The sequence below is a fragment of the Acinetobacter sp. 1207_04 genome (assembly GCF_052850415.1).
Window position 1 is genome coordinate 146515 of sequence record NZ_VXCQ01000002.1, and the last position, 15490, is coordinate 162004.

The window sequence follows — 15490 nt, forward strand, 5'->3', positions numbered from 1 at the left end:
TTTTATTGTCGCGCCAATCGAATTGGGCTTGGCATCCATGATTCATCCGATACACGTACAGGGTTAATATCCAATCCACCACGACGTGTATATGTTGCATACACCATCAGCTTTTCTGGTTGTAGTATTTGCCAAATATCAGCAAAAATTTGTTCCACACATTGTTCGTGGAAACCATTATGTTGACGGTAAGAAATAATATAAGCTAAAAGATTACGATAACAAGGTTTTTTACCTTGATAACGAATAAAAACTGTTCCCCAATCGGGCTGACCCGTTACAGGGCAATTACTTCGAAGTAGATGTGAATATAGCTCTACTTCGATGGACTCTACATTTTCCTGATTTGTATCAGTTTGCTCAAGACGAAGTAAAGTTGCATCAGGATGATTAGATAAACGTTCAGGCACTTGATCATCAATACAAGTACCAGATGGTTTGGTAATATCTAACTCATCTGCTTGAAATAAAGTTAATGTCACAGGTGCTTGTGCAACATGTGACAAATCTTTTTCAACAGTCGCAATAAAAGCATCTTTAGATTCAAATTGGGTGAAGTTCATACTATTGAAGTAGAGCTTTAATGATTTTGACTCGATCAAGTTTGGCGATGAAGCGGGTAATGTAATACGCCCAATAGCCACTTGTGGAATTCCATGTACATTTAGCCATGAAATTTCAAAGACATGCCACCAATCCTTGCCTTTGTAGATTCCATCTACATGCGCATATTTTTCACGTGGCTGAGCACGTGAAATTGGGAAAAGAATATCGGGCTGATAAGTAGTCGGGTAGTCGGTTTCTTTACCCAAAAGAGAGAGTTCAACAGTCATTATTCACGCATTCCTGCACCACGAGAAAGTAAATAGTAGGCAATACCATAAAGTAGTCCACAGCATAAGGTCACAACAGAAAGTGATAAAGAGACATTCACATCACTATGACCTAAGATGCCGTAACGGAAGGCATTAACCATATATACAATCGGGTTAATTAAAGAGAGATTTTGCCAAAAAGGGCTGAGAGCACTAATTGAATAGAATACACCACCTAAATAAGTTAGGGGAGTTAGTACAAAGGTAGGGATGATTGAAATATCATCAAAAGATTTTGCATATACAGCGTTAATTAAACCACCCAATGAAAACAATAGGGAGGTGATAACGACTGTATATATAGTCACGAAAATATTATGAATAGCTAAATCGGTGAAAAATAGGCTCATTACTGTGACAATAGCACCGACTAAGATACCTCGACTTAAACCACCAATCACAAAGCCGAGTAAAACCAAATGTAAAGGTACAGGACTCATAATTAGTTCTTCAATGCTTTTTTGAAATTTGGCACTGAAGTAACTTGAAGAGACATTGGCATAACTATTGGTAATTACGGCCATCATAATAAGACCAGGAACAATGAACTGCATATAGGTGAAACCACCCATTTGTCCAATACGTGAACCGACCAAATTACCAAAAATCACAAAGTACAAACTCATCGTAATTGCGGGTGGTAGTAATGTTTGTGGCCAAATTCGCATAAAACGACGAATTTCTTTATAGACGAGGGTATAAAGTGCAACTCTCATTTGGCTAAAATTCATTGAGCAGCTCCTTCAAGATTTTTTTCCACCATTTTGACAAATAACTCTTCTAGACGGTTGGATTTGTTACGCATACTTCGTACTTGAATACCTTTTGCTTCAAAAAGTTGGAATAAATCATTCATGGAATGCATTTTATCCATGGTTACTTCTAAAGTTACAGAGTCAATAAAGCTAAATTTGAGCCCAATAATATCAATGTTGAATGGTTCAATCGGATGATCTAAGTCAAAAATAAAAGACTCTTCATTGAGCTGATTTAAAAAGGCTTTCATGGTGGTATCTTCTTTGATTACACCGCGGTCAATAATGGCAATACGACGTGCCAACAATTCGGCTTCTTCTAAATAGTGCGTTGTTAAAATAATAGATGTGCCATTTTCATTCATTTCAGTGAGAAAGTCCCACATTGATCGGCGTAGCTCAATGTCTACACCTGCGGTCGGCTCATCTAAAATAAGTAGTTTAGGTTCATGCATCATGGCACGGGCAATCATGAGGCGACGTTTCATCCCTCCTGAGAGCATACGACCTTGAATATTGCGTTTTTCCCATAAGCCTAATTTTTCTAAATAATGTTCAGCCCGTTGTTCAGCAGTTTTCTTTGGAATGCCATAATAGCCTGCTTGAGTGACCAAAATATCAAAGGTCTTTTCAAATTGACCAAAGTTAAACTCTTGTGGCACAACACCTAAATTCTGTTTCGCTGCAGATGGATGAGTATCTAAGCTGTGTCCAAAAATTTCAACGGTGCCTGAAGTTTTTTTGGTCAATGAGCTGATGATGCTGATCGTTGTCGATTTACCTGCGCCATTTGGCCCCAATAATGCATAAAATTCACCTTCGGGGACGGTTAAATCGATGCCTTTTAATGCTTGAAAACCATTTTTATAGGTTTTGGATAAATCTCTTAACGTCAATGCATCAGTCATGAAATTCTCATAGATTGAAATAAAGTCATATTGTGAGTGATCTTGTTGAATAAACCAAGCTTGATACATGGAATAGTGCGTTGCGTTTAATGAGTATTGTATAAAGTGTGAACAGCAATGCCTGCTATTTGGGTTAAAGCATTGATATAAGCTTTACCTTGTCATTTTTTTTGTTATGATGTGCGCATTCTACAAAAGCGCTCATAGCTCAACTGGATAGAGTACAGGTCTCCGAAGCCTGTGGCGTGGGTTCGAGTCCCGCTGAGCGCACCATAACAACTAATAAGATCAGTATTTTATATGTTGTTTGGCGTATTTTTGGCGTAATCCATATTTTATTTAAGAAAAACCCCGCTATATTTTGCGGGGTCTGCCTACTACTTTTTTTAAGTCCTCTGGTCGCTCACTTAGCCATTTTGAAAGCCTACCAAGATTCCATCGCCTACCTTTTACTGTTTCTGTAATGTATTTAGGTTTTGGAAAATCTTTTAAGCAAATAATAGAGGCTTTAAAATAACCTTTTTCATAACTTAAAAATTCTGCTGCTTGTTCATCAGTCAGCCAAATATCTGATGGTGGTAGTGCAACAATAAAATTACCCATACTTGCTATTGCCGTCATGACACCTCCTTCAAACTCTGAACAACTTCTTTCCTTTGAAACATTTCAAAAGACGAGCCCATTATTGTTTTTACCTTGTGTTCAGTACGCTCACATGTAGGGCATGGACCAAGCCAAGTGATTTGTAAGTTTTGAATATGCATCACACTCTCCAATTCGCTTCTTTAAATTTCGCGTCAATAATCAATTCTTCAATTTCACCAACACTGACGTTCTGAAAAATATGGTCCATTTTCACCCCGAACACAGTGAGTGTTCGGGTGATAGAGGAATAGTTGAATTTCATGAAGCCACCTGTGAACCTTGATTTACCAATTCAAAGCGACGCTTTTTCACAAGATCCATCAGCTTAGGTTGGATATCCACGTGACGAGAACGAATTTCAGGTAATAGTTCATTTAACTCACGTTCATTTTGAGTATTTTGAATCTGTACCATTAATGAAGGTGGTTCTGTCACTGCTTTTTCTTTTTGTTCATTCAATTCGATCAACCGTTTATTCATAGCCTGAATAACTGGTTTTCGCTGTTCCTCATTCCAAGATTTTGTATAGCGAATTTGTGCATTAACTTCGATTGGTGTTTGAGCATTAGCTACTGCGCCAAGGATTGCGTCTAAATGCTCTTGATGTTCAGGGGCAGGCTCGCCTTGCTCAACAGTTTCATTTATCAAGCTGTCTTCAGAAGTGGTCACATTCTCTTGAGAGATAATCTCAATCTTGGGTGCATATTGCTCAGGATCTAGTTCAAGCAATTTTTCTTCAGTTAATTTGCATAACTGTTGAGTATGCTCACGCTCTAAATGACCATTGGCAAAAAACACCGGGCGTAATAACAGAACAGCTTTTGTTGTTGTACATGCATTGATTTGTGCTGTGAATTTTTCAACAATTTTCAGAGGATCTTCTTCAATTGCTTCAACTTCATCTACCGTAAAAGCGTGTTTGGTTTTCGGCTTAGGTGTAGTATCAACCTCCCAAGGCGTATCTTCGCTTTCTACACCTGAAGGCTCAACGTCAGCAATGGTCACAGAGGTATCAGTAGTCTTTTTCCTTGATTGGCGTTTTTTAGGTTCAACGGGTTGTTCACTGTCTTTTTCTACTGCATAACCTTTTTGAAGATAGATCGTATTTTCAAAACCTAAAACCTTTTGGATCGCCTCGAGCTGTTTGCTTGCATTCTCACGATCACGTTGTGCAAATCCTGCTTTAACATTTTCTACGAGCTGAGTATTGCTACTATAGAACTGAGTTAAAGTAACTTGGTTGAAGTTCTCTACAATACAAACCTCTTGGCCATCTACCAATTCATCGAGAGAAAAGGGCTTTAGGAATGTTATGCCTGCTAATTCAATAGAATCAATTTTGATAGAGAACTCATAACCAGGCATTGCAAAAATAGTGGCAGGGAATTGATCCAAGTCATCAAAATCAACCAATTCACCCACAGCACGGCATAAGATCTTTTTGCCGGCCATTAATGCTGAAAAAGCTTCATTACCATTTAGAATATTCATGCTTGAGTTCCTTCTTTTGCTAACTTATCAATTTCAGCTTTGACAGCATTTAACTGACTTGAATCAATTTGAGTTAAAGCATCTACACCAAAATGTTCACATATAGTTTTTACATCGAGGCCACGCTCGGAAATAAATGCCTGTAGATCGTCACGTTGCTGATCAGTGATACCAAAGAATTCGGCAGGGTTAATCCATCGATTCGAATTTGTATCGAAAGTGAACCCCATTTCTTTGGCTTTTTTAAGCATGATTTGACGCATAGATTGATAGTACATATGCGACTTATCTAGGGATTCAGTGAGTTGAGTTAAATCACCAGTATGCTGAATTTCAGAACAGCTTTGCTCCCAATTCTGCAAATCCTCCTGAGCTTTCATTGTTTTGAGTTGATCGGGAGTAAGCGTATTAATATGGTCTTTGGCTTGCTTGATTAAATCTGCCAAGAAAGTTGGTGTAGTTTTTAAGTCAGGAACCCAAACCTCTCCGGTCTGAATCTCAACACCTTTATCATTGGTAATTTTAAGACCTAAATCACCAGCATTTTTAGCATGATGGGTTGGGCAGGGACTAAAACTAATGACGCGAGCATTCTTACCCTCACCCGTGGTAACTGTCGTTAAATAACCCATAATGTCAGCAATACGGTATAACTCATTGCGGTTTTTACCGCCAAGGTCGGGGCGATATATTACCTGATCGCCATTTTGATCCTCAGAAGCATGAGCAATAAAAACAACATCTTTACCTGATGCAATAAAGCTATTCACATACTGTTTGAAAATATTGTTTGCTAAACCTTGCGCTTTTAATTTAAGTGAACCATCTTTCTGCTTATTGGTGTTGTTTAGCATAAGATGAGTTTTGATGCTTTCAAGCATTGCGCCGACTGTGTCAATTACAATGGTGTTATAGGGTTTGAGATCATCAACAGTTAAGTTAGCAACATCAGACCACTGATTTACTTGAACAACAGCACCACGACGTAGCTCACCTGTACGATGTGAACCTTTATCAAAGTCGAATGAAATCGCTTTATCACCAGTAAAGCCAATGGAAGTTTTACCCAAACCTGGATCAGCATATAAGTAAACAATAATAGCTTGAACCAATAATGCTTGATCAGCAGGGATAATATTTAATGACATATGACTAAACCCCTTTGTTGTATTTAGCGTTGTTATAAGCAATCCGCTGATTTTTGCTGTAATGATTATCACGTTGAAAACATGGCTTGCTGAACATGATTGCATCAGCTTGGCGTCTCTTAAATTCAGGAATACCTGGTAATGATTCCAAGCTTTTACGCAAGTTTTCATTCAAAGTTTTAAGTTCCAACACCCAAACAACATAGCTAATTTTTAGCTTTGTTAATGCTGTACCCTTATATTTGCCAAAGGGCATAACTTCCACTTTTTGAATAGATGTAGTCATTTAAACGCCCTCCAACATACGGTTTTGAAGCATGTGAGCCACCAACATTGCATTGATAGTCAAATGGTCATTGAAGTCGGTGAAGTCAGAAATTTTATTGCCTGAGTTGTCGTAAGCTTGATCTACCGCAAGATCTAGGATTTCAGCATTCATGAAATCACTACCTGGTACACCGTAGTCATCTTCAACAGTGTTGTATTTGAAATTTACATCGAGTGTGAAACCATCTAAGCGAACGACTGCAGTACCTGTATTTTCTTGAAGAGCCATAGCCGCTACAGCATTTTGAGCAGGAGCGTGTACAGGAACTGATAATTTGTACTCAGTAAATTGAGGATCATAAGCAAGTGCGAGTGCACCTGTAGTGAATATACCGCTGAGAGCAACGGCTTTAATAAACCCGAAGCGCTGTACACGATGTGTAACGGCAGGGTTGATTGATGTTGGTTTTAGATTCATAATTGCCTCGTTGAGTAAATAAGCCCTAGATGTCGAGTCGGAGGGCTTTTTTATTTCTTGGTGATATGTATATTCGGATAACCGAACAAATTAGTCAATACTTTTGTTCGGTTTATTTTGATTTTAATTCTATTAATAGAACAATATATTTTAATGGGCAAAAGAAAACCCATCACAGGGATGGGTTAGAAGTTGAAAAACTAAGAGTCATTTTTTCTTTTTGTAGAAAACCACTAGTAAGATGAAGACTATGACTAATATCACAACAATTACATATCTTTCCATGTTGGTTTCCAATAAACCGTATGCAGATATGAGTCTATCACTTAATCAGTAAAATTTTATGATTATAATTTGATCTAAATTTAAATCAGATGAAAGGCAGGGATTCTTTTGACTAGCAATAATTATAAAAATATAATCACAAGAAATGGTACATGTATTCTTCATAATGTGCCTTAAAAATAGCTTTCTAGCCATTCTCTGCATTCACGATTAAGTGACTTAGTCCAAGCAGCCTCTCTACGTAGTTTGATTACTATTAATTTGTCATTAACTCCTATGTAGGCTCCAAGATGATTTCTTATGTCAGAAGCTTTACCTTTATGCTTGATTATCCATGTTGATCCTAATAGTTTTGCACTGCCATTTGAGATGAAAAGAATCTCATTAGATATTCTTTCAATGTTGTCATTTTCTAAGAGGTCATAACTGACTATGTAGTTCATATAGTATCCCTTTAATTAATAAAAGGGGCGTTGGTAAATAAAACAACCTACTAGAGATGTAAGCAGTAGAATGCTTGCGCCCTTGTTCTTAAAATATAAATAATATTTCATGATTTTCGGTGGGCTGAGGATGAGAGGAACTATGTATTGTTAGCACACTTATTGAATATATATCTGTTTTTCAGATGGATGTATGATTAAATTTAAAATAGTTGAATTAGAAAAGTAATAAAATTCTTAGATTGAATATTTATCTAGTTTATTTACAAACTATATTATCTTTCTTCTTATAGTAATCTAAAGCCATATCCATATCAGCTAACAGTTTTTCCTCAGAATAAGTATTACCTTCAGATTGAAGCATAGCCGGTACATAGTTAGTTTTGTACTCTGCAACAAAGTCGATACAAGCGATCTGCTTCTTTTCAACAATGGGAGTAGTAGGCGAGTCCAATTTATCAAAGAATGTAGTAATGGCTGCATCAGTCTTTTCGAATTGGGTGCTTAGTTTGGATTGATCTTCGGGCGGTGGTTTAAGTTTCTTATCACATCCAGAAATGATGATGACGAGGAGTAGGAGAGTGATTATTTTCATTGTTTGACTTTGAATTATGGGTTGATAAATTATAGTGAATTTTAGGTAAAAGAAAACCCACACTAGGTGGGTTGAATCAAGTTTTATTGTTCTACATCGCTATTGCAACCCTTATTAAATTACACCCGATCTGTAGTTTTAATTCACCCAAAAAGCTGAATCCGTTTAAATTGTTTATTTGCATTAATCTGACTTTTATAAAATTTATCTTTATCTGTTGAATCAGAAAATTCATTGAAGGTATGTACTTCCAAAAGCCTATAAATAAACTTCTCGCCTGTCTTTAGCACTACAGTTAATAAGAGGTGCTGGTAACGCACATGGCTAATATTACGGGAATTAACTTCAATTATTTGCATATCGTGATTCCCTTCCCGAAATTGCGTCGGGTTCGAAGATTATAAAACCATTGAAGCCCAACAAAGGGCTACCACCGCAAGGAGCAACCCTAGCTGTATGTAGTCGAATTTATTCATATATCTGAATACTTTTCTACAAACGCATCCACCCAGCCTTGTGCCACTTCCAGATTGGTTATGTCAGCAAGCTTTAGATTGGTTTCTTCTGCTTCGTTAAAGCCCTCGATGATTGCTTCAAAAATATTGGCTTCGTTAATAACTTCCCGTGCCATTTCCGCAGTGTCATAGCTTTGTTTTGCTTTTTTAAGCGAGACTATTTGTTTATCAATTCCTGCGCCAATTTTTTCTAATGCCAATTTAAATTCTTGACGATTAATTGTTAGCGTAGTTTTAGACTTATTAAGCGTTGCAATCATTATTTTCTCTTTTCTTTTAGAAATTTTAATTAACTGGCTCGCCAATTTTGACGAGCCAACGGGCTCACAGTTATAAAATCTTTATTACTTCCCAAAAGATCGTAAATGCTCCACAACAACTCCAATAATTCTAATTTCTTGTTGTGTTGAATTCATGATCGGGAAGTCTGGATTCAAAGGAACCAATTCAAAAGTTTCACGTCCGTGCTCATCGTAACCAATCGCTCTGTACTTTTTAAAGGTTGCTTCATGGCTACCATTCTGTGCAATCACATAACAGCCCGGATACGGCTCTTTTGCTGCATCAACCACAAGTTTGTCACCTGGAGTAAACTCGGGAATCATACTTAAACCAGATACTTCAAGTGAAAATACACTTTCAGGTTTACAACCTATATAGGTTGTAAACGTTTCGCCTTTCGGGTGAATACCATCATAACCCGACTCATAAAAGCTTCCTGCTTGAACAAAATCTAGAATCGGGATTCTACGCAGAGGACTTTCATTTATGACCACGTTGGAGAAATTGGGGTCATTTTTATCGGAAGTAGGTATGCCTTCACCTGTTAATAGCCAACTAGTAGTTGTCTTAAGTGTTTTAGCTAGGTTATCAAGATGTTTTGCACTAGGGTTATTTGTGCCATTAACCCATCCGGACACAGTTGCGCGCCCAGCGCCTGTTCCACGAATAAGGTCAGCTTGCGAAAGGTTGTGCTCTGTCATTTTTTGATTAATGCGATCAGTAATTTGCATAAACAGAACTCCATGGATATATGTTCGGAATTATGAACGTATTAATTGACGATTACCCGAACATGTGATTCAATAAACCGAACACAATGGTTCGGAATTAGCGCGTGAATGTTCAAGACTTAAGAAATCACTACAAGGTGGAATCAAACCCACAGTTAGCAAAAATAATGAGGGTAGGTCGTACTACCGTATGGGACTGGGAGAAAAAAGGCATTCCACTTGATACACAAGCAAGATTACAAATTCTCACCAACGGTAAATTAAAAGCAAACCTGCAAGCACTTTCTGCTTAGGAGCCATCATATGAGCAAAGTATTAATAGAATTATCTGCAAGCGCTAGAAATGGCACATCAAGAATATTGCATGGACTTGATTCAGGGAATCAAAAAGAGATTGCTGAACACTTGGGGGTAGATCCGAGTACAGTCACAAGAATGAAAACAGATAGAAAAAACAATGAGTTGACAGAAATTGAAACTTTTTGTGAGTTGTTGAGTTGCCTTGGATTAAAGATTGTTCCAAAGGAATATCAGAGCATTGATAAATCAAGAGTTGAAGCTTTATTGGTTATGTCAAAAAGTTGGATGAGTCGTATTGATACCGTTGATGATCTATTTCATGACGAGATCAGTGGACAAAAAGAAAAACTTGGATATTAAAAAACCACTTTCTGCGCGAACAGTAAGTGGTCGTTATTCACAAATTTAGGAACCCATGAATGAAATCAAATTTAGCACAAGAAGCAACACCTTACAACGACTGCGATTTTCTAATTGGTGATGCCGTTGTAATTGATCAAGCAATGATGAACTTCAACGAAATCTATCAAATTACAGAAGTTTATGAAAACACGGTCAATGTTTATATCGGTATTGGCATTTTGACTTTAAATAAAAAGTTTGTACGTGGTGCATCAATTACTGAGCTTAATGCCAACCGCCGTCTAACCGAAGCTGAACAAGCTTTAGAGGAGGTTTCATGAGCTTAGATGCAACTATTTGGGCTTGGAAAGTTCGCCAAAAGCAAAAGAAAGGTGGCAGTCTAAAACCCCTTAAAAAGCTCGTTTTGCTCTCACTTGCCGACCGTGCAAGTGAGGATCATTGTGCCTATCCGAGTGTCGCGAGATTGGTTGAAGATACCGATATGGATCGTAAAACAGTCTTAAAAATTATCGATGAGCTGATTGACGATGGCTTAATTATGGATACAGGTGAGCGAAAAGGACGAACAAAACAGGTCAAAGTTTACAAATTAATGGGGGTAAATGGGCGAGAAACAGTCCCAATGACGGTACTGTTTGATGCCGAAAATGATGATTTAAACAGTCCCAACTGTGGAACAGTTCCAACAACGGAACAGTACCAACAATTCCATGAAAGAGTCCCAACAATTCCGTTAAACAGTCCCAACGTTGGGACACGGAATCTTTCAAAGAATCTATCATTAGAATCTAAAAATAAAAAAACATGGTTTTGTTCTAAAAAACTTCGTGAAGAAATTAATTTGACCGATGAGGGAATCGATTTTGAATCTATCCTGAATTCAACATGGCTCGAACGCGAAGTACGTGCCTTTGAAAATTACAACGCTGAAAAAACCATGAGCGATGATCTGATGATTTATCACTTCACGGATTGGCTGATCAACGCTTACCGAACCAAGTACTCGAATAATCAAAATTCAACTTCTGGAAAACCTGCAGGTACAGGATCTAAATCTCAACAGCTTTCTGAAAAACAGATTCACGCTTTCGCATTGAAACTTGCTCACCATCCTGAGTTCTCAGGCAAGTTCTCTGAACCAGGGGAGTCTTACGAAAAACTTGCAGCACGAATTGCGGTGAAACTTGAAAATCCAGTTCAGGCGAAAAAATGGGAATCTTATTTGAAACAGGTTGGATACAACGGGACTTTAGACGGGGTAGCAGCATGACCAATGCAGATCGAACTTACCTGAACCTGATGATCTTCAGAGCAATATCCAAAACCAAAGGGCGTGTTTCAATAAATCAAATCCACGAAGATATTCAACCGAACATGGGGATTTCAAAACGAAGCTTACAGCGTTATTTGAACGGCTTAGCAAATTGGGGATTGGTCTTCAAGGATGGAGAAACACCACAGGGATTTAATCTGACTGAACATGCAAAAAATCTTTTTCAAGACTTAGCTAAGGGAAGTGATGAATGAGCAGTATTTCACTTGCTGAATACAAAAAGCTCTATGCACCAAAGAAGCAAGTTAAACGCCGCATCACGGTTAAAGCAGAGCGGACTGTCAGCGGGGGAGAGGCAAAATTATCTCAGCAATTGAAGGGGTACAAGATCGAATTTGAGCAGGAGTTTAGATTTGATCCGAAAAGGAAATGGAGAGCTGATTTCCACCTGGTAGGCAAAATGATTTTGATCGAGGTTGAAGGTGGGATTTGGAGTAATGGGAGGCATACAAGGGCAAAGGGATATTTAGGAGATATGGAGAAATATAACTCGGCTCAATTGTTGGGTTATTCAGTGTATCGGTATAGCACTGAGCAAGTTAAAAGCGGTTTGGCGATTGAAGAAATTAGACGGTTAGGGTGATGGGATGAATGCGATGGTTAAAGTGATGGATTGGTCTAAGTTCACAGCTGAAGAATGGTTTAAGCAGTACGGGGCATATATTCAGACCTGTCGCATGAAATCAGGGAATGAGCCAGATAGCTTAGGCGTGAATCAAATTTATTGGTTGATTTGTGAAAACAATAAAGGAGTGGCATCTAGAAAAAATCATTTGATTTGTGAAATTGATGATTTTGAGGCGGATGAAGTGCGAAAACTTATTATTGATTTAAAATACTCAAGTCGTATTTGTGATTCAGCTAAAGTGGCCGTTAATCTATTTATTGAGAAAAATGTACGTGGTTTATCTGACAGAAAAATGGAGGATGAGTTTAAGCTGGGGCGTAATTGCTTAAAGAGCATGGTTACATGTGGTGGGTTTTATATAGCGGGTCACGATAAAAGATTGAGAATTAAATAGCATTTGACTGGCATGCCAGTATATGGCATATTTCTGTTATAGTGGGCGAAGTTATAGTAATCCACACAGTTTAGTTTTCCATGCCTACTTCTAGAAAGTGGGTATTTTTTTGCTCATCGAAAAGGTGGCTTTTAGTAAATAATTTTGACTTGAGTCACATTATTTAGTAAAACTTTAAAAGTTATTTAAAATAAATAGCAAAACAATAATCCTTAATCAGCGCAAATGAATAAGGGGAAGCTCATCGAAAGGTGGGCTTTTTTAATGCCTATAGAAAATATCCACTGCATTTGAATGTTTAATGATTTAATTAAGGGTAGGTCAATAGAGTAGGCATATAAGATGGTACAATGAGACTATCTATTAGATCCTTTGATTTATGTCTGAAATTTATAAATACCTTTACATGCAAATTGGTATATTTGGCTCACTTCCAACACATAAAGTTTTTACCATTAGTGGTGGTATTGATAATAAGGCAAAATGGATTTTTGCTGATAATACGTTTATTTATGGAGGTATTTCAGATTGGGCTTTAAGGCATTCAGGTCTTGATTCAGGAAAACCAACATGGTCAGAAGAGTCTAAATTATTTGTAGAGAATGAAAAAAGAAAATTAGCCTTGTATAAGGCTTCTCATCCTGAATTTATAACCGAAACGGGCATTTAGGTTCATTCTGCTATAATAAATAGTTATATTTGATATAAAATTTGCTTTGTTACTCTGTAGGGCGTATAAAGGCACCTCGTTGATGCGGGATGGAGCAGTCTGGTAGCTCGTCGGGCTCATAACCCGAAGGTCGTTGGTTCAAATCCAGCTCCCGCTACCAACGAAAAAAATTCAAAGTTTAATACCCTAATTCGCTTCGTGCTTATTAGGGTTTTTTTATTATACATTACCCATAATGTTATTTTTTAAATAAAAAACCCACTTATTTTAAGTGGGTTCAGGCGTTAAATAATCTGCGTCTTTAATCATTTAACCCCTTATTTAAAAATTATTTTGTTTCTGGCTTTTCTTTATTTGGCTCAACCGTTTTCTCAGGTTCGGCTGATGGTGTGGTTTCGGTTTCAGTGCTTTGATTGGCAGCATTGGTTGTGGGGGCATTTGATTTTGTTTTGTTTTCAAATGCTTTAAATCCAGTAATAGTATCAGGCATTTTCTTTTCCATTGGTTGAATTACTGAATAGCCATAATGTGCTCTTTAATTAATAACACTAAGGTGTTTGTGAGAGTTATGTGTAGTGATATGTTCGACGTAGACGGTTTATATCGACAAAATATATTAAGAATAGCTTAAAAATATCACTCGACCTTTGTTATCGTTGAACTTTAAAATTTAAATTTTATTTAATGACTTACATGAACAAGACAAATATAAAATAATGGGGTTGCATTAATCTAATTTTAATTATTTTTAATTAAATATTAATAATTTACACAGAATCGATGGAACTGTGTTATATTGTACTTGATCGAATCCGTATGCGAAACGGTAGTGTTTGAGTTGTTATAGGAATAGCGCATTCCCTTCAAAAGTTTTGAAGCTTAAACAGTTAACGCTGAGCATGAGATCGCAACATGCCGATCTACGAAGCCCACTACTATTTGTGGGCTTTTTATTGCCTGAATTTTAATTGGTACGAATTTAATACTTTTAAACTTTTCTAAATGGATACCTTTAATTGTGTGATTAGAGTTAGATTGATGAGTTCCTTAAATTAGTATAAATTTAAAGCACTTTTTGTAACTGAGGCGCAAATAATGGGGACTCCAAAAATATCTATAGATGATGTAGTTACTCATAAAGCCAAAAATAGTGTAGAAATGCTAGTAATTAAGACGAATGGGAATTGGGTAACAAGTGAATATGCTGATGTAGATGGTGAAAGAGTTGAGAAAGTTTATGATAAAGAATTTCTTGTTGTTGTCCGTGAAAAATCAACCACAAAACGTAATCCACTTTCTTTAAGGACGGGTTATTGAATATCAAACTAAAACCCCTTTCGAGGGGTTTTTTAACGACTAGAGGAGGTGAAAATGCAAAATCAACGCCAAGAAATCAAATGTTATCGTGACTTTTATCTCAAGAAGAAATTGATTTAATTAATATTGTTAACAGTCTAATTATTAGGATCTATTACCTTGATATTTGATCGCTTTCTGACCATGTAGAAGTTGATCGAGTTGAAGTCAATAGGGGAAATTGCCCTATACAATACAGTAGTAGTGAAAACCCATTGGGGTATGGTCAATCGGTTCGATATATCTTGAACTGTGATCCACATAACGTAAGAGAAGTTAAAGTATATTTACAAGATGGTCGAGAGCTATTGATGTCACCAAAGTAAATGCATGCCACCTTCGGGTGGTTTTTTATGGACACAATTTATGAAAAGACCAATGCCACCAAAAACCCTACTTGATATAAATCCTTTTGATGCTGTTAGTTTTGAGCCTGCACAAGAGTTAAAAGAATGGATATTAAATACATTCATTGATGACGAAGGCGCACTTCATAATCCAGATCACGCGCATATATCGCCTTGGGATGATGATTTATTTAAAGTGTTATGGGCTTCCAATGCATTTATTAAAGCAGACAAAGTTGTATTGGGACAGACAGAGAAGTTTGCACCGATGGCAGTTGGATGGCGCAAGCTCAGACAAGAAAAGCAAATGCTTGATTGGTTTGGATGTATCCCTGACTTTGTTATCACAATTGATGCTCAATATGCTTCACAGGCAAGTGATACTGACTTTTGTGCATTGATAGAACATGAGTTGTATCACCTAGGTGCAAAGCGGGATGAAGATGGAAATTACTTAATAAGTCCATCAACAGGTGAATATAAGTATTACTTGCGCCCACACGATGTCGAAGAATTCTATGGCGTAGTTCAGCGTTACGGTGCATCCGAGTCAGTCCAAAAAATGGTAGATCTTGCAAATAATGGTCCAACAATCAGAAAGGCAAATATTGCACATGCATGTGGTACGTGTTTATTGAAGTTGGCTTAAATTTTTTTGCCTATCTTGCTATACGTAGCTAT

Annotated in this window: 24 protein-coding genes and 2 tRNA genes; 12 read left to right on the plus strand and 14 right to left on the minus strand. The window is 37.2% G+C overall.

The genetic code is table 11. The features are described from left to right. Positions 1 to 2: 2 nt before the first annotated feature. Genes queF through FW754_RS02635 form a run of 3 tightly spaced genes read right to left on the minus strand, consistent with a single transcriptional unit; the run spans position 3 to position 2538 of the window. Complete coding sequence (gene queF / locus FW754_RS02625; protein WP_419345962.1) at positions 3 to 833, minus strand: NADPH-dependent 7-cyano-7-deazaguanine reductase QueF; 831 nt, start codon at positions 831 to 833, stop codon at positions 3 to 5. Further along, complete coding sequence (locus tag FW754_RS02630) at positions 833 to 1606, minus strand: ABC transporter permease (RefSeq protein ID WP_446323770.1); 774 nt, start codon at positions 1604 to 1606, stop codon at positions 833 to 835. The genes queF and FW754_RS02630 overlap by 1 nt, the downstream gene beginning before the upstream one ends. Next, positions 1603 to 2538 (minus strand): ABC transporter ATP-binding protein, encoded by a 936-nt coding sequence (locus FW754_RS02635; protein WP_446323771.1) that lies wholly within the window; start codon positions 2536 to 2538, stop codon positions 1603 to 1605. Before FW754_RS02635 ends, FW754_RS02630 begins: the two co-directional genes overlap by 4 nt. Positions 2539 to 2735: 197 nt before the next feature. Here FW754_RS02635 and FW754_RS02640 point away from each other — a divergent pair. Continuing rightward, a tRNA-Arg gene (locus FW754_RS02640) sits at positions 2736 to 2811 on the plus strand. Between the two features lie 81 nt (positions 2812 to 2892). Here the strand turns inward: FW754_RS02640 and FW754_RS02645 are convergent. The 10 genes from FW754_RS02645 to FW754_RS02690 all read right to left on the minus strand — a co-directional run bounded on the left by FW754_RS02645 (position 2893) and on the right by FW754_RS02690 (position 9418). Next, complete coding sequence (locus tag FW754_RS02645; protein WP_446323772.1) at positions 2893 to 3159, minus strand: hypothetical protein; 267 nt, start codon at positions 3157 to 3159, stop codon at positions 2893 to 2895. A gap of 282 nt (positions 3160 to 3441) precedes the next feature. After that, on the minus strand, positions 3442 to 4674 hold the full coding sequence (locus FW754_RS02650; RefSeq protein ID WP_446323773.1) for a hypothetical protein: 1233 nt from the start codon (positions 4672 to 4674) through the stop codon (positions 3442 to 3444). Further along, complete coding sequence (locus tag FW754_RS02655; protein WP_446323774.1) at positions 4671 to 5822, minus strand: ATP-binding protein; 1152 nt, start codon at positions 5820 to 5822, stop codon at positions 4671 to 4673. Before FW754_RS02655 ends, FW754_RS02650 begins: the two co-directional genes overlap by 4 nt. A 4-nt stretch (positions 5823 to 5826) precedes the next feature. Next, positions 5827 to 6108, minus strand: coding sequence for a putative quorum-sensing-regulated virulence factor (locus FW754_RS02660; protein ID WP_446323775.1), 282 nt, complete (start codon positions 6106 to 6108; stop codon positions 5827 to 5829). Further along, entirely contained in the window at positions 6109 to 6567 is a 459-nt protein-coding gene (locus FW754_RS02665; RefSeq protein WP_446323776.1) for a hypothetical protein, read from the minus strand. Between the two features lie 458 nt (positions 6568 to 7025). Continuing rightward, entirely contained in the window at positions 7026 to 7295 is a 270-nt protein-coding gene (locus tag FW754_RS02670) for a hypothetical protein (protein ID WP_446323777.1), read from the minus strand. Between the two features lie 259 nt (positions 7296 to 7554). Next, positions 7555 to 7890: a hypothetical protein gene (locus FW754_RS02675; protein WP_446323778.1), complete on the minus strand. Its 336-nt coding sequence runs from the start codon at positions 7888 to 7890 to the stop codon at positions 7555 to 7557. A 143-nt stretch (positions 7891 to 8033) separates the two neighbouring features. Further along, positions 8034 to 8249 (minus strand): hypothetical protein, encoded by a 216-nt coding sequence (locus FW754_RS02680; protein WP_446323779.1) that lies wholly within the window; start codon positions 8247 to 8249, stop codon positions 8034 to 8036. Positions 8250 to 8362: 113 nt separating this feature from the next. Then, positions 8363 to 8665, minus strand: coding sequence for a hypothetical protein (locus FW754_RS02685; RefSeq protein ID WP_446323780.1), 303 nt, complete (start codon positions 8663 to 8665; stop codon positions 8363 to 8365). 84 nt (positions 8666 to 8749) lie between these two features. Further along, positions 8750 to 9418 carry a LexA family protein gene (locus FW754_RS02690; protein WP_446323781.1) on the minus strand — a complete coding sequence of 223 codons (669 nt, stop codon included), beginning with the start codon at positions 9416 to 9418 and terminating at the stop codon, positions 8750 to 8752. A gap of 104 nt (positions 9419 to 9522) precedes the next feature. Between FW754_RS02690 and FW754_RS02695 the strand changes: the two genes are divergently transcribed. The 9 genes from FW754_RS02695 to FW754_RS02735 all read left to right on the plus strand — a co-directional run bounded on the left by FW754_RS02695 (position 9523) and on the right by FW754_RS02735 (position 13266). Beyond that, positions 9523 to 9711, plus strand: coding sequence for a hypothetical protein (locus tag FW754_RS02695; RefSeq protein ID WP_446323782.1), 189 nt, complete (start codon positions 9523 to 9525; stop codon positions 9709 to 9711). Positions 9712 to 9721: 10 nt separating this feature from the next. Continuing rightward, entirely contained in the window at positions 9722 to 10078 is a 357-nt protein-coding gene (locus FW754_RS02700) for a transcriptional regulator (protein WP_409510956.1), read from the plus strand. 59 nt (positions 10079 to 10137) lie between these two features. Continuing rightward, on the plus strand, positions 10138 to 10401 hold the full coding sequence (locus tag FW754_RS02705; protein ID WP_446323783.1) for a hypothetical protein: 264 nt from the start codon (positions 10138 to 10140) through the stop codon (positions 10399 to 10401). Continuing rightward, complete coding sequence (locus FW754_RS02710) at positions 10398 to 11351, plus strand: helix-turn-helix domain-containing protein (RefSeq protein WP_446323784.1); 954 nt, start codon at positions 10398 to 10400, stop codon at positions 11349 to 11351. The genes FW754_RS02705 and FW754_RS02710 overlap by 4 nt, the downstream gene beginning before the upstream one ends. Continuing rightward, positions 11348 to 11608: a hypothetical protein gene (locus FW754_RS02715; protein WP_446323785.1), complete on the plus strand. Its 261-nt coding sequence runs from the start codon at positions 11348 to 11350 to the stop codon at positions 11606 to 11608. Before FW754_RS02710 ends, FW754_RS02715 begins: the two co-directional genes overlap by 4 nt. After that, positions 11605 to 11997 carry a hypothetical protein gene (locus FW754_RS02720; protein WP_446323786.1) on the plus strand — a complete coding sequence of 131 codons (393 nt, stop codon included), beginning with the start codon at positions 11605 to 11607 and terminating at the stop codon, positions 11995 to 11997. The genes FW754_RS02715 and FW754_RS02720 overlap by 4 nt, the downstream gene beginning before the upstream one ends. A 4-nt stretch (positions 11998 to 12001) precedes the next feature. Continuing rightward, positions 12002 to 12436 carry a hypothetical protein gene (locus FW754_RS02725; protein ID WP_446323787.1) on the plus strand — a complete coding sequence of 145 codons (435 nt, stop codon included), beginning with the start codon at positions 12002 to 12004 and terminating at the stop codon, positions 12434 to 12436. A 379-nt stretch (positions 12437 to 12815) separates the two neighbouring features. Beyond that, positions 12816 to 13106 (plus strand): hypothetical protein, encoded by a 291-nt coding sequence (locus FW754_RS02730; protein ID WP_419349803.1) that lies wholly within the window; start codon positions 12816 to 12818, stop codon positions 13104 to 13106. 83 nt (positions 13107 to 13189) lie between these two features. Further along, positions 13190 to 13266, plus strand: a tRNA-Met gene (locus FW754_RS02735). A 168-nt stretch (positions 13267 to 13434) separates the two neighbouring features. Here FW754_RS02735 and FW754_RS02740 read toward each other — a convergent pair. After that, positions 13435 to 13596 carry a hypothetical protein gene (locus FW754_RS02740; RefSeq protein WP_446323788.1) on the minus strand — a complete coding sequence of 54 codons (162 nt, stop codon included), beginning with the start codon at positions 13594 to 13596 and terminating at the stop codon, positions 13435 to 13437. Positions 13597 to 14201: 605 nt separating this feature from the next. Between FW754_RS02740 and FW754_RS02745 the strand changes: the two genes are divergently transcribed. After that, entirely contained in the window at positions 14202 to 14423 is a 222-nt protein-coding gene (locus tag FW754_RS02745) for a hypothetical protein (protein ID WP_446323789.1), read from the plus strand. Between the two features lie 405 nt (positions 14424 to 14828). Beyond that, a complete protein-coding gene (locus tag FW754_RS02750) occupies positions 14829 to 15458 on the plus strand; it encodes a putative metallopeptidase (protein ID WP_446323790.1) in 630 nt (209 codons plus the stop codon). Positions 15459 to 15490 lie beyond the last annotated feature (32 nt).

Bases quoted from the DNA above. Each gene is read 5' to 3' on its own strand.
- FW754_RS02750 (WP_446323790.1), top strand. From the start codon at position 14,829: ATGAAAAGACCAATGCCACCAAAAACCCTACTTGATATAAATCCTTTT.
- FW754_RS02690 (WP_446323781.1), bottom strand. From the start codon at position 9,418: ATGCAAATTACTGATCGCATTAATCAAAAAATGACAGAGCACAACCTT.
- FW754_RS02685 (WP_446323780.1), bottom strand. From the start codon at position 8,665: ATGATTGCAACGCTTAATAAGTCTAAAACTACGCTAACAATTAATCGT.
- FW754_RS02635 (WP_446323771.1), bottom strand. From the start codon at position 2,538: ATGACTGATGCATTGACGTTAAGAGATTTATCCAAAACCTATAAAAAT.
- FW754_RS02665 (WP_446323776.1), bottom strand. From the start codon at position 6,567: ATGAATCTAAAACCAACATCAATCAACCCTGCCGTTACACATCGTGTA.
- FW754_RS02740 (WP_446323788.1), bottom strand. From the start codon at position 13,596: ATGCCTGATACTATTACTGGATTTAAAGCATTTGAAAACAAAACAAAA.
- FW754_RS02645 (WP_446323772.1), bottom strand. From the start codon at position 3,159: ATGACGGCAATAGCAAGTATGGGTAATTTTATTGTTGCACTACCACCA.
- FW754_RS02660 (WP_446323775.1), bottom strand. From the start codon at position 6,108: ATGACTACATCTATTCAAAAAGTGGAAGTTATGCCCTTTGGCAAATAT.
- FW754_RS02720 (WP_446323786.1), top strand. From the start codon at position 11,605: ATGAGCAGTATTTCACTTGCTGAATACAAAAAGCTCTATGCACCAAAG.
- FW754_RS02675 (WP_446323778.1), bottom strand. From the start codon at position 7,890: ATGAAAATAATCACTCTCCTACTCCTCGTCATCATCATTTCTGGATGT.
- FW754_RS02655 (WP_446323774.1), bottom strand. From the start codon at position 5,822: ATGTCATTAAATATTATCCCTGCTGATCAAGCATTATTGGTTCAAGCT.
- FW754_RS02715 (WP_446323785.1), top strand. From the start codon at position 11,348: ATGACCAATGCAGATCGAACTTACCTGAACCTGATGATCTTCAGAGCA.
- FW754_RS02650 (WP_446323773.1), bottom strand. From the start codon at position 4,674: ATGAATATTCTAAATGGTAATGAAGCTTTTTCAGCATTAATGGCCGGC.
- FW754_RS02730 (WP_419349803.1), top strand. From the start codon at position 12,816: ATGTCTGAAATTTATAAATACCTTTACATGCAAATTGGTATATTTGGC.
- FW754_RS02745 (WP_446323789.1), top strand. From the start codon at position 14,202: ATGGGGACTCCAAAAATATCTATAGATGATGTAGTTACTCATAAAGCC.
- FW754_RS02705 (WP_446323783.1), top strand. From the start codon at position 10,138: ATGAAATCAAATTTAGCACAAGAAGCAACACCTTACAACGACTGCGAT.
- queF (WP_419345962.1), bottom strand. From the start codon at position 833: ATGACTGTTGAACTCTCTCTTTTGGGTAAAGAAACCGACTACCCGACT.
- FW754_RS02630 (WP_446323770.1), bottom strand. From the start codon at position 1,606: ATGAATTTTAGCCAAATGAGAGTTGCACTTTATACCCTCGTCTATAAA.
- FW754_RS02670 (WP_446323777.1), bottom strand. From the start codon at position 7,295: ATGAACTACATAGTCAGTTATGACCTCTTAGAAAATGACAACATTGAA.
- FW754_RS02710 (WP_446323784.1), top strand. From the start codon at position 10,398: ATGAGCTTAGATGCAACTATTTGGGCTTGGAAAGTTCGCCAAAAGCAA.
- FW754_RS02725 (WP_446323787.1), top strand. From the start codon at position 12,002: ATGAATGCGATGGTTAAAGTGATGGATTGGTCTAAGTTCACAGCTGAA.
- FW754_RS02680 (WP_446323779.1), bottom strand. From the start codon at position 8,249: ATGCAAATAATTGAAGTTAATTCCCGTAATATTAGCCATGTGCGTTAC.
- FW754_RS02700 (WP_409510956.1), top strand. From the start codon at position 9,722: ATGAGCAAAGTATTAATAGAATTATCTGCAAGCGCTAGAAATGGCACA.